Source organism: Clostridium sp. MCC345, from assembly GCF_018785345.1.
Taxonomy (GTDB): Bacteria; Bacillota; Clostridia; order Lachnospirales; family Anaerotignaceae; genus Anaerotignum_A; species Anaerotignum_A faecicola.
On sequence record NZ_WQPP01000060.1, the window covers coordinates 185,577 to 199,050 of the forward strand.

Here is a 13,474-nt window from a genome sequence, read left to right on the forward strand (position 1 = left end):
TAGCGAACACAGAAAATTTCCAAACATTTGTTCTATTTTAAATCCTCCGGATTTACACAAACAGTATCAAATGTTCTATCCTCTGCCATTGTCTGCTCCATCTGATGCAGATAATCCACATCCGCCAGCGTAAAGGGGTATAAGGGATGTCGATACATTACCTTTTCCCTCTCCTTTCTTATCAATGATACTCTCCTGCGAAATCATAATCCTTCCAACGTAAATACACAGCTCTTGAAATATCTGAAGTCCATCCTGCTATGAAAAAATACAATAAAAAAAGCGCTATTACATTTATGCCTTTTAGACACAAAAATAATAACGTTTTCCTATCCTTAAACCATTTATCTCGGTCAAACGCCTCGATACCTAATCATCTTTCTCCTTTAGAGTATCACAGGAAATTTACTATGTCAACGCTTATTGATTCTTGCCCAATTCATAATAAATAACACCTTATTTGTTGCCTCCACACATCATAAAACACTGCGTATCCCAATCAAAGCTCATATCGCTCAAAAATCTCACTCTCGATACAAGCAATATCCCCTACCCATATCCGCTTGCCATTCATAAACACAATGGCTGTGGGAACATCCTCAATCCGCCTTACCCTACCGGCATAGACCGCATAAGCACCGCCCATTTCATTTTCAGTGAAATAGGTTACTTCTATTTCCGGATGAACACCTATCTGTTCCTGCAATATCTGCATTTTTCGGTCTAAACCGCTCTTTTCATCCTCCGACAGCATTCTCCGTCTATCCGCCAAAAGAACACCCTCTGTCTCCTGTACCATCTGCTCATAACCGACCAATGCCGCAAAGGGTGCAAACTGCGCCGCTCTATCTCGCACCGACATTTTCGGCCTGCAATCCGATTGATGATGCGGCAGATGGATAATGTCCTCATACCTATTGTCATTCATTGTTTTTCCCCTCCCATTATGCTTGATGGCCGCCCACTTGGTTGTTCCGTTCCTTCATGGTTGCACCTTCCAAGAGATTTGTTCCTTTTAATACTGCGTTTTTTCCGTATTTCTTTTGAATCTGCAAAATGGCTTTTTGCAGCTGCTTTTCTTTTCGGCGTGCCTCCGCCTTTTTCCTCTGTTTTTCCGATTCTTCGGCATCCGTAAATAAATCCAGCTGCTTCGGCTCCTTCTTCACTGCATCCTGAGCAATCACATGACACGCCGCAATCGTTACCCTTCGCACAAGAAGCTCTTGATTCACAATGCGGTCATATAGCTGCAGCACCGCCTCTACAATTTCCTTGGAAGAGCTGCTATATCCCTCCAGATTCGCTGTGCCATGTGCGTGCTTCGGTATTTCCCTGCCGTAAGCATCCCGCACCACCTCTCCCGTATATCTTACCTCTGGGTTCGTCAGACTTTCCTTATCATATCCAATCGTCAGCACAAACTGATTTGTGACAACCCCCTTATTTACCAAATCAAGCACAAGCCGATCCACCATTTCCCGCACAATGATTTTCGCTTTTTCTGCCGTATAGGGAGATTGCAGCACTTGTCCGGAGCTTATGCTGTTGCTCCTCGGCTGATAGGACTTTACATCCGCAATCGCACACGGCTCCCAGCCCCACGCATGATCAATCAATAGCTCTGCATTGATGCCAAAAAGCTGATATAGCTTATCCTCTCCTCTTTTGCTGAGGGAATATCTTGCGATATCCCCCATGGTGTATAAGCCTGCGGCATGAAGCTTTTTCGTGTAGCCTCTGCCCACACGCCAAAAATCCTGAATTGGCTCATGCGCCCACATTTCATAGCGGTATGACATTTCATCCAGCTCCGCAATCCGCATCCCCTTCTCATCTGCGGGCATTTTTTTCGCCAGAATATCCATAGCAATCTTCGCCAGATACAGATTTGTGCCAATGCCAACTGTGGCTGTGATTCCTGTTGTTTGAAACACCGCATTTACCACCCTTTCCGCCAGTGCGTGCGCCGAAAGCCGATAAAACGGAAGATATGCGGTTAAATCGACAAAGACCTCGTCAATGCTGTAAACATGAATATCCTCTGCCGAAAAATACTTTAGAAAAATACCGTGTATCTTCGCACTCACCTCCATGTACCGTCTCATTCTGGGCGGAGCAATGATATAGTCCAGCTCCAAGGTTGGATCGTTCTGTAGCTCCCGCAAATCACAGGACTTATCCCAAAACGCCTTTGACGGAAGCCTCATCCGCCTTTCGTAGTTAATGTCACGCACTCTCTGCTTGACCTCAAACAGCCTCGGTCTGCCGGATAGGCCAAAGGACTTTAAGGCAGGCGATACCGCAAGGCAAATCGTTTTATCCGTGCGTGCCGCATCAGCCACCACAAGATTGATTGCCATCGGATCAAGCCCTCGGTCAATGCACTCGACAGAAGCATAGTAGCTTTTTAAATCACAGCATAAATACGTTCTTTCCATACACCCACCCCCAAAAGCAAACATATATTCTTTACTATAACGAATGTTTGTTCTCTTTTTGTTATAGCATATCAAGCTGCTATTGACAAGGCGAACACCGAAAAATCTTTTGGAAATATCCGGAAATAGAAAAATCCCGATGCCATTCTCAATGACACCGGGAAAAATCTGAATATATTGAATTTTACTCCTAATGCAGTATATATCATATTTCTGCTAATCACAATACCCTAACACCTTATGATTTAGAATCGCACAATTTGATCTATCGCATATAGCGGCAAATTCAGAAGCCACCCTTCTTTTTTATAGTCCGCCATGGATGTACGCACAGAAACCTCCGGTGAAAACTTTTCATAATACGTTTTCAGGCTCTTGGCTCTAAGATTTACCTCTGCCTTTACTTCAACAGGAACAATCCGCTCGCCTGTATCAACAACAAAGTCAACTTCACAAGATCCCCTATCATTCGTGTAGTAACAAATCTCTAAATCCTCCATATTTTTAAGCTGCTGACAAACATATTGCTCTGTAAGGGCTCCCTTGAACTCTACAAAAAGGTCATTCCCATCCAGTAAGGTTTTCTGCCGAAGCCCAACCATACAGCTAAGAAGCCCTACATCTACTACAAAGAGTTTAAATGCCTTCAAATCCTCATACGCACGCAAAGGAATGCCCACTGCATTGACACGGCTAACCTTATGGATCAGACCACAGTCGCTAAGCCACAGCATTGCTGTTTCATATTCCTTTGCACGAGCCCCTTCTCGTACCAGCCCATAAATAAATTTTTTGTTTTCTTTCGCCAGCTGAGACGGGATGCTGTTCCATAACATACGCAATCTCGGAACAATTTCGTTGGGAGCATGCTTTGAGAAATCCTGTTCATAAGCCTCCAGAATTCTCTTTTGAATATATCGAACCTCATTAAAGTCCTTATTTTCTACAAAGCTTTGTACCGCCTCTGGCATACCGCCGATAAAATAATACTGCTTCAATGCATCAATATAAGTTTGCTTAAAGCTTGTAATCATTTCAAAGTCCAGATTCTCAAGCAATTCAGCAAATTGCTCTTTATCGGTTGCCATTAAAAACTCCTTGAAGGAAAGCGGATAGAGCTTTAAAAAATCAACCTTGCCAACAGGAAACGATGTGCCTTGATGTAGGGCAATGCCGAGCAATGAGCCTGCACATATAATATGATACTGTGGTGCATTTTCATAAAAATACTTAAGAGATGATAGCGCTCTTGGCACCTCCTGCACTTCATCAAAAATCAGTAAACAGTTTTCTGAGTTGATTTTTCGTCCGACATACAACTCTATCCCCATAATTAAGCGTTTCGTATCCAAATCGGAGGCAAATAGCTCTGCCATTCTTGAATTAGAATCAAAGTTGATATATACAGTATCCGCATAAGCCTGCTTACCAAACTCTTTCATTAGCCATGTCTTGCCAACCTGACGAGCCCCTTCAATAATCAAAGGCTTACGACGTTTACTTTGTTTCCATTTTAATAGCTTTTCCATAGCAATTCGGTACATCACACACACCTCCGTTATCCTAATTTTAACATAGTATACCACTATATTACAAAAATTACAACGAACATTGTCTTTATGTATACATTTTTTACACCGAAATATTGCAACATCCGTCATAATATTTATTGATTGCGTGAATAAGATGCACGCTTCTTCTTACCCGAAAAACCAAGTTTTTTGCACAATAAAATACCGACTTCCCAATCTTTCTTTTAAGCCTAACGATTGGGAGTCGGTATATGTTTTTCAATCAGTCTCTACATCATATTTCAAAAATTCAAGAATTTCTTCTTTAGCAGTGAATGAGGAATACCGTGCTTCACGATTACTCATATACATCAAAGCCTCATTCCAATCATCCATAGAATAGACTTCTTCCGGTATCTGCTATACTGCATCAATCAAATCAAATTTTGTTGTCCTTTTTAATTTTCGTAAATCACTAATATAAGTGCAACGGGCTTTCTGCGCTAAGTAGTCAATGAGCGGTAGCTTTTCCATTTATTGTACCTCCTCGATATTTTGCATTGTAACAATGCTCCCTTCCAAGTATCCAGTGATTTTATCATTTCACTTCTCAACCCGAAAGGGAGCTCATTTTCACTGAACGTCCTTGTTTGCTGATTGGCTATTTGCTATTATGTCGAAATATTATTTATATCTATCCCAATTCGGATTCTCTGTCAGCTTTGTCCAATACTCATTGATTTCGCCTTTCTGCTTAAAGTCATGGCTATTTGTTGCCTCCTGCATATTGATGTAATACCAATCGCTCGGCTGATTATCCGGCCATTGAATCATGCCATCCAGCAAATCATCCGCCGTTTCAGGCAATCTATGCAGCATACGGTTAATCATGGATGCCGCCTCGGCTCTTGTGATGTTTTGGTCCGGCTTAAAGGAGCCGTCTGCATAGCCCTTAATCCAGCCCAGAGAGGCCGCACGTCTGATTTCCTTTTCCGCCCAATGTCCGGAGATATCGTTAAAATCACTCTTTATCTCGACATTGCTTCGGTCGAAACGAGAACAAATTGCCGCAAATTCCGCTCTTGTGATGGGCGCATTCGGCGCAAAGGCATTTGCTGTACGTCCCTTTACAATGCCGATTTTCGCCATCGTGGAAATAGATTTGTTATACCATTTTCCAAACGCAACATCTGTAAAAACGCTATTTGCTGTGAGGTTATCATCCCGCACATCATCCTTCAAAAGACGGAAGAAGATTGCCGCAACCTCGGCCCTACTGATATTCGCATTCGGTCTGACTGTTCCATCCTCGTAGCCAACGATATACGCAAAATGATTTTCATTATTTAAGTAATTTGGAACATCTGTTGCCTGCCAGCCTGCATAAACGGTTTTATCACTTGTCATTTTTACGCTTGTGATTTTATCCGTCAGCTCTTTATCCGCATACCAACCCGTAAAGGTATATCCAACTCTTTTGGGAATCTTATCGAGTATGACAACTGTATTTTTTTTATATTTTTCATCCTCGTATTTTGTGCCGCCATTAGATTCATAATGCAAAATATAATATTTTGTCACATGAGAACCGCCGCCACCGGAAGAAGGCGGTGTTGCGATTTTTTCCCACTTGCCGTAAAGAATCGTATCTGTACTCAACACAGTACCATCTGTATAGCTAAGTGTGCATGCATCATCCGTAAACCAGCCTTTGAAGCTATATCCCTGATGGGTTGCCTCCTGTGCCTTTGCTGTATAGGCTGTACCGGTACGGATATAATCATCCGCAGGTGGTGTCACATCAGAGGGGTTATCTGTGCTAACCCACTGATACTGAATCCTGATAGATGGCACATAGGTCATCCAGTCCGTCTTTCCTGCCGCTTTGCTCTGCCCAATAACCAAGCCCTTCTGCATTTTCCAGCTTGGTACGAAAATACCGTTTGCATCCGCCTGTGCCGCCGCAGCTTCGCCGCCCGCAACGGCTGTATACCGAACAAGCTGTGTACCGATTTCCGCTCCTTCCACCGTTACATCTTCACTGTGGATTTGAATTGGTTTCGCAGTGCTTGCACCTGTATAAGGAGAAATCACATTGATATAGCGCCCTTCTTTTGCTTCCCTTGCGCCTTTTTCTAAATAAACATCGTTATTCGTGCTGATTTCTGCAGCACCCCCCAGATTGAAGGCAGTTCCTACATAAACACCGTCACCTCTGGTCGAACGCCGTGCTTCCTCGGTCAGAGAATTGTTATTATCCTTGATGACACCGCCTGTCATGGTATAGGTGCCGCCACAAACACCGCCGCCTGCATTTGCAACATTGTTTTCAATGGAACCGCCGGTCTGTTTCGCAGCAGAGTTATAGTATAAGCATACACCGCCGCCCTTATAAGCCTTGTTCTCAGAAATCATGCCCTTGGAAATTGTTGCATTCGTTGCGTCATACAGAAAAACACCGCCGCCGTAATTCTTAGCACTGTTTTTTTTCAGCGTGCCACCGGTAATGTTCAGCTCGGTTACGCCGAAGAATGCTGCGATTGCACCGCCACTGCCTTCCGTCACCTGATTTTCGGAAATTTCGCCGTTTTTAATATTGATTGTAATTTTTTTGCTTTGCTGTGGAAAGGTAAGCACACCGCCGCCATAGTCAAGTGCCTTATTCCCGGTAATTTTGCCGCCGTTCATTTCAAAGGAAGCAGGTTTAGGCTTAAACAATATATCGCCGCCACTTGCATTGGCATAGTCGGCAACATAAACCCCTGCACCATAGCTGCCTTGTCCGGTTGTTTTATAGGTACTGTTGTTTGAAATTTTGCCACCATTCATGACCATAGTTGAGCCAATGATTGCAACGCCGCCGCCACCATTTGCTGTATTTCCGCTAATTTCGCCGCCGTTCATGGTAAAGGTACTGCCATTGCCAAGCAAAATGCCGCCGCCCAATTCATAGTTCCTATTTGTGTTATTACGAATGACAGCTCCGTCCTCCATTGTTATCTCGACACCATTGATCGCCAAAATGCCGGAACCAAACTGAGCCGCTTTATTGTTTTCCAAGATGGCTCCGCTTTTCAGCTCAATGGTACCACCACTTGCAGCCTTAATAATAGAATCGGTTTCCGCAGCATTTTCAGCAGCCACAGAATACTCCGCACCATCAATCACAACATCTTTGAGTGTCAAAGATGCAGACGCATCCTTCAATTCAATCATATAGCCGCCAAGTTTATACCGATGGATTGTTTTTCCGCCAAGGTCCCAGTTTTCTGTTCCTGTAACCTGATACACACTTGCAAGAAAGATATCCCTTGTACCATTTGCATTCGCAAGCTCATTTGCCTTCTCAAGTGTCCTTACCGCCGTAGACTCTGTCAGCCCATCATTTGCATCATTACCATGCGTCTGGTCAAGGTAAATCCCTGTAACAGCAGAAACCGCAAATGCCGCACTTTCTTCATCCGCCTCCAGTGTGCCAATCAGAGAATCCGCATCCTCGGCGAAAAACGCCTCATCCAATCCGCCTTCTCCAAATGCGTCATCCTCCGCAGGTCTTTCTGCCTCAAGGCTTTCCGCCTGTCCTTCCGCAGAAGCCTCCCCTGCAAAGGCAGAGCATGGCATAAGTGTAAAGACCATCAGAAATGCCATTGCACATGATACTATTCTTTTCCTCACTTTCTAAAACCTCTCTTTCCATAAAACCATGAAAAAATTCTTTGTATAAGTTGCCTGCTTGGGTGCGTAGCACCTAAAAGCCGCATACAAATCAATTTTAAATTATACCAATAATCTTCCAAAATACAATCTTTAAAATTATCTTCATTAACAATATATAGCTCAATTTAGAACAATCCTGAAAAGCTCCTAAATTCATATTCAAACCTTTCACAACAATTATTTATTTTTGACAAACACAGACACATTTCGACAGATTTTTTCAGTATTCTACCGTGTCATTTTCATTTATCCATCTGTTGACGTGTTCATAAAATTTATGTTATGGTATATTTTGGTAAATGAGTTTCTATCATCGAAAATATGATTATTTATCTCGTAAAAATACTATTCTAAAAGGAGTACCCCGAAATGGATAAATGCAGCACCGCCGTAAAAAGAGCCAAAATATACTGCCTGTTTGTCGGAATCTTTGCTTTCTTGACTGCGCTCCTTCTCAGCCAAGCTTTTTTTAATTATACGGAAAAAGAAATGAAAATGAGTGCAACCTATACGGCACAAAGCACAGTAAAACGCATCAACGCACACCTTGTTCAATATGTAGCTCTTTCCGATTTCTTGGAAAACATGATTAACTCAGGCTATGAGCTGAATGAAAATACCTTTTCCAAGCTTGCGCAGCTGATTCCGAATCATAACAACATTATCAAAGCGTACGAGCTGGCACCGCAGGGAATCATAACGGAAATTTATCCCAAGCAGGAAAATGAAACGGTTCTGGGCATGAATATTCTGACGGAGCATGAACGAAATTATGACGCACAGCGGGCAAAGCAAACCAAGGGGTATACCATCGGCGGCCCTTATGCATTAAAACAGGGCGGCTACGGTGCATTGCTTTTCGATCCGGTCTATCAAACCGATGCTTCTGGCAACCGCACCTTCTGGGGCTTCGTTATCATGGTAATCGACTGGGATGAGTTTATTGATAAAATCGGCTTGGAGCGCTTAAGCGATGCCTCCTATTGCTATGAAATATGGGCAAAAAACAGCCAAACAGGCGAAAAAATCACTTTGGCACAGAGCCAAAAAGATATGCCCCAAAATTGCCTTACCGTTGAATGTGGGATTCCCAATGATACTTGGTATGTGAATATTGCCCCGACTGCCGGATGGATTCCGACTGTCTGGTGGGTAATTGCAGGCATTTTTTCGTTGATTCTCTCCATAATGACTGCTACTATTTTTTATCAGCTTTACAGCAAAAAATATCGGGAAAAGCAGTATATCGATGAGCTGCAAAAGGCAACCGAACAGGCAAGACTTGCGAATGAGGCAAAAACGAAATTTCTTTTTCACATGAGCCACGATATCCGCACGCCAATGAATGCAATCATCGGTTTTTCCGACCTTTTGGAAAAGCATTTACAGGATGAAAAAAAGGCCTCTGTGTATTTGAAAAAGCTGCAATCCTCCGGTAACCTCCTAATGACAATCATCAATCAGGTTTTGGAGATTGCCCGCATCGAAAGCGGAACAGCCACCCTGCGATTAGAGGCCGAGGATATGGAGGCACTGTTCCACTCTTTGTATACTGTTTTTGAATCGGATATTCAAAAGAAGGGACTTCATTATTCCGAAGAAATCCATATCCGACATAAGTATGCCATTTGCGATAAAACAAGATTGCAGGAAATCCAATTAAACATCGTGAGCAACGCAATCAAATATACGCCAAGCGGACATACCATCCATATATCGCTCAATGAGGCGGCATCCGATGATAAACAGGCGCAGTATGTTTTCACTTGCACGGATACAGGCATTGGCATGAGCGAGGAGTTTCTTTCCCATATCTTTGAGGAATTTTCCAGAGAGGAAACCTCTGCAAAAAATGAGGTTCTGGGTACAGGGCTTGGGCTGCCTATCGTAAAATCCATTATTGAGCTGATGGAAGGAACGATTCAAGTGGAAAGCAAGCAAAACATCGGCACAAAAATCACAATAACCCTTCCTTTTTATATTGCAGAAAAAAAGGATGTTTATGGAAAGCAAGAAACCAAGAAGCCCTCTCTCTCAAAAGAAAAGCCCCGCCGCATTTTGCTTGCCGAGGATAATGCACTGAATGCGGAAATTGCATTAGAGCTTTTAAAGGGGGCAGGCTTTCTTGTGGAGCACGCCGCAAATGGCCAAGCGTGTGTGGATATGCTCAGTCACGCAGAGGATGGCTATTATGACTTGATTCTGATGGATGTGCAAATGCCGATTCTAAACGGCTATGAGACAACGAAAAAAATCAGACAGATGGAAGATCGGAAAAAAGCGGAAATTCCCATTCTTGCAATGACGGCGAATGCTTTTTCTGAGGATCGGCAGGCCGCACTGGAGGCAGGCATGAATGACCATGTTGCTAAGCCTATCGATATGAATGTTTTGCTTCGGGTTATGATGAAATATCTGTAACACGCAAAAAAACTTATAAAATTAACTGAAAAACGGCAAACAAAAATACAAGGACGCTCTTTCTTTTTGATGAACGTCCTTGTTTTCTTGTTAGTCGAATCAGTACAAAAACGCACAAACGGTAGCCGGTATATATTTTGTTACAAGCTTTGACACTCCACACAGCTAAAGCAGGAGGATTCTTGGTGGCTGCCAAAGACATCGGCTGACCGGTTCATTTCTGATAGGTCTCACCCCAAGTTATGGCTATTTCAAACTTGTATGGCAAAAGCAACCAATAACCCACGGGAGCATAACGAAAAAAGCGGACATTTCTGTCCGCCTAAGTTCAATTCCTATTTCTTCCCACGGGATAAACCGTGTCTCTTGCTATTAACATCCAATTCACAATATCAAAAAAACATCCCATCACGCTTTCACAAATACCCCCCCTTTCCGCAGACATATCATCCCATTTCTGCAATTGCATAATCGCCGCTTTCGCTTTCGTATACGCCTCCACTGCATCTTGGTTCTTGTATGATATTATTAGATTGTTTTCATAGATATCCTAATCACCATTCCGCAATTCGAAAAATCCTCCTCCTACAACAAGCTTTTGTTTTATTCTATTTTTTTCTAAAAACTCCATCCCCATAACCATATCCATCTAAAGTGTGCTCCATACTCATGCTTTTTGCTAATGCATCTGCACTAATATAAAGCTGATTATCTATACACAAAAAGGCTGGAAATACCTCACCCTCAATCAATTTCCCATCTTGTGTATAAAGCTGTAAATCCGTTTTATTTGCAAAAACAGGTACAAAATTACGCACCGTATTTGCATTTTTCAACTCAATACTGACTTTTTCCGTACCCAATAAGAGTGCATTCTCACTCTGTATTGTTACTTGAATGCTCAACAATTCCATTAACGCAGGCGAAACACTAAAGTAATTCTCTGTTACCGTTGTCCCCATAGTTTTTGAAATACAAATTACATCTACAACCTTCTGCCATGCATTTTCTATAGTTAAATTCAAATCCTTTGCGGCTGTCTGACTTTTTAAAATAGAGCACCCCGATAAATCGAATCTACCTGTCTTTTGGTATGAAACACCCAATTCCTCTACATATATCTTTTCTGTCGAAAGGACATCCTCTTCACCTCCATCCCAAATGGAAGCAACTCTCTATTCACTTTTCATTTAGACATAAAACTAAATTTATTTATATGTTCTACTTCAGTTTATTTTAACCTAAGGTAAGAGCAGCCTTTCCACCAACAGAAGTAAATCTTAGCCACAAAGCAACATATTTTCAAACAGATTCTCATACGTTTCCTCTAATTTTCCAATTGTTTCAATATAAGAGCCGCTTCCCGTGCCGCTTTCTCCCAGCTTATAATAAATCTCTCCCGTTGCTTTATCCACAAGGAACAGACGCACACCTTTGATAACCCAAAAGCTTGCGGTTTCATCCACGCATTGCAGCTTCTGAAATTCTGTCTGCATTTCGCCCACATACGGTGTTAGCTTCTGATAGCTCTCGCTTTTCCGGAACATCGGATCATAAAGCTGCAATTTTTCCTTTACATTCTGCACTGCTGCTTCCTTTGTGATTTTCTGCGCGCAGTTATCCAGATTGATGCAGGGATTCCCCATCGGCATCACTTCCTGCATACCATAGGTTACAGTCGCACCAAGCTGTGTCGCAAAAGCGCGCACCGGAACATAAATCTCGTTTTCCACGCAGATTGTCTTGCCGGAAAGTGCCGTATCCTTCACTTCTTCCCTTTGCAGACCCAGTGCATCGCACAACGCCCCAAGCTCCATGAAGGCACGTCCGTTTTCAATGATGATATGCTCTGCAGACAGACCGCCATTGATGATGAGAAATGTATGCTTTTCTCCATCCGTCAGCACAGTCTCCTGCCCGGAATCCGCCGTAAATCTATATTTCCATTCTCCCTTGTCAAAATCACTGTTTTCCGTATCCACGCTGTTCCGATAGCAGGGTGTATGCACTTCCGCCGCCCATGCCTGCCCACAGAAAAGCTGTGAAAGCAGAAGTCCGCAAGCCAACATCCTTCTTAAATTCTTCATCGAAAAAACCCCTTTCCTTCAATTAGACACAAATCCGTTTTTTCTTTAATTATAAAGCAGAAAGCACAAAAAGGGAATATGTAAATAAAAATTGAAAAATACGCACGACATTCCTGCCATGCGTATCTCTCAGAATTTATGCTGCCATATTTTCCATGAAAATGCCGTAGCCCTTCGTCGGGTCTGCCAAAGTCACATGCGTCACTGCTCCCACAAGCTTTCCATCCTGCAAAATCGGTGAACCGCTCATGCCCTGCACAATGCCGCCTGTCAGCGCAAGCAGCCGTTCATCCATAATGCGGATATTCATATCCTTATGCTGCCTTCCGCCATTCTTCTCCAGACTTTCGATTTCTATGGCATACGCCTGCACGTCCTTGCCCTCCAAATCGGAAAGCAGCACAGCCGCGCCCTTTTTTACCTCTGCCTTTGTAGCAACAGGATAGCTTTCACCTGCAAAAACGCCTGCCGCCGCCTTGCCATAAATGCCCGTTTCCGTATTTTTCTCGATTGCGGCAAGCTTCTCTTGCATCTCTACCTGCCCAATCAATTCACCGGCAGCACCCTTTTCCCCCTTCACAATTTCCGTCAGGGTGGTATCTACCACAGAGCCGCCATGAATCACCATCAGGTCATCCGTATCCACATCATACACACCATGTCCCAATGCGCCGAAGGTACCGTTTTCCGCGTCATAATACGTCACTGTGCCGATGCCTTGGATGCTGTCCCGAATCCATGCGCCAATCTGATAGGTCTGCGCGGTATTGCTTAGAACCGGTGTAATCTTCACCTCCTTCTGCCTGCCGTTTCGCTCCAGACGCAGACAAATCGGTTTCCCCTCACTCTGCTGAATGGTTTTCATAAATGCTTCCTTATTCTCCTGCTTCTCGCCGTTTGCCTGCAAAATGCGGTCTCCTGCTTTCAGAAGTCCCTTGCTGGGTTCATGGCTTTCGTTATCCGCTCCGACTACGCTGCCTGTTTCCAAAACCAGAAGCCCTTCTGTATCCATCGTTACGCCCACCGTTCTGCCGACAGGAATCAGCCTCCGCCGCTCCAACGCCTGTGCAGACTGTGGTACGCCTAACAGAATCGGAATGAAAACCGCAAAAAAAGGCAATACTGATAAAAAAATTTTTCTTATTTTCTGCTGCATCTTCTCCTCTCCCAACCATATTTTTTGGAACAATTTTTTGTTCCAACCTTACTTTCTCCGAAACCCAAAAGCGATATACCGCCCAAAAGCACCAGAAACATACAGGAGGCGACAATACTGCCGAAATCGTTGATTGGGAAATTT

At 43.3% G+C, this 13,474-nt stretch carries 9 protein-coding genes; 1 reads left to right on the forward strand and 8 read right to left on the reverse strand.

Annotated features, from left to right (window positions below; translation table 11 throughout):
- Positions 1–32: 32 nt before the first annotated feature.
- The 5 genes from GPK49_RS10355 to GPK49_RS10375 all read right to left on the reverse strand — a co-directional run bounded on the left by GPK49_RS10355 (position 33) and on the right by GPK49_RS10375 (position 7,624).
- A complete protein-coding gene (locus GPK49_RS10355; protein ID WP_215677729.1) occupies positions 33–185 on the reverse strand; it encodes a hypothetical protein in 153 nt (50 codons plus the stop codon).
- Between the two features lie 314 nt (positions 186–499).
- Complete coding sequence (locus GPK49_RS10360; RefSeq protein WP_215677731.1) at positions 500–928, reverse strand: hypothetical protein; 429 nt, start codon at positions 926–928, stop codon at positions 500–502.
- A 16-nt stretch (positions 929–944) separates the two neighbouring features.
- Positions 945–2,438 (reverse strand): Y-family DNA polymerase, encoded by a 1,494-nt coding sequence (locus GPK49_RS10365; protein WP_215677733.1) that lies wholly within the window; start codon positions 2,436–2,438, stop codon positions 945–947.
- Between the two features lie 245 nt (positions 2,439–2,683).
- On the reverse strand, positions 2,684–3,982 hold the full coding sequence (locus GPK49_RS10370) for an ATP-binding protein (RefSeq protein WP_215677735.1): 1,299 nt from the start codon (positions 3,980–3,982) through the stop codon (positions 2,684–2,686).
- Positions 3,983–4,633: 651 nt separating this feature from the next.
- On the reverse strand, positions 4,634–7,624 hold the full coding sequence (locus tag GPK49_RS10375; protein WP_215677737.1) for an S-layer homology domain-containing protein: 2,991 nt from the start codon (positions 7,622–7,624) through the stop codon (positions 4,634–4,636).
- 537 nt (positions 7,625–8,161) lie between these two features.
- Between GPK49_RS10375 and GPK49_RS10380 the strand changes: the two genes are divergently transcribed.
- Complete coding sequence (locus tag GPK49_RS10380; protein ID WP_318283902.1) at positions 8,162–10,087, forward strand: ATP-binding protein; 1,926 nt, start codon at positions 8,162–8,164, stop codon at positions 10,085–10,087.
- A gap of 608 nt (positions 10,088–10,695) precedes the next feature.
- Here the strand turns inward: GPK49_RS10380 and GPK49_RS10385 are convergent.
- From GPK49_RS10385 to spoIVB, 3 genes are all read right to left on the reverse strand, one after another.
- Positions 10,696–11,193, reverse strand: coding sequence for a hypothetical protein (locus GPK49_RS10385; protein WP_215677741.1), 498 nt, complete (start codon positions 11,191–11,193; stop codon positions 10,696–10,698).
- Between the two features lie 174 nt (positions 11,194–11,367).
- On the reverse strand, positions 11,368–12,174 hold the full coding sequence (locus GPK49_RS10390; RefSeq protein WP_215677742.1) for a hypothetical protein: 807 nt from the start codon (positions 12,172–12,174) through the stop codon (positions 11,368–11,370).
- Positions 12,175–12,310: 136 nt separating this feature from the next.
- Positions 12,311–13,330: a SpoIVB peptidase gene (gene spoIVB / locus GPK49_RS10395; protein ID WP_215677744.1), complete on the reverse strand. Its 1,020-nt coding sequence runs from the start codon at positions 13,328–13,330 to the stop codon at positions 12,311–12,313.
- Positions 13,331–13,474 lie beyond the last annotated feature (144 nt).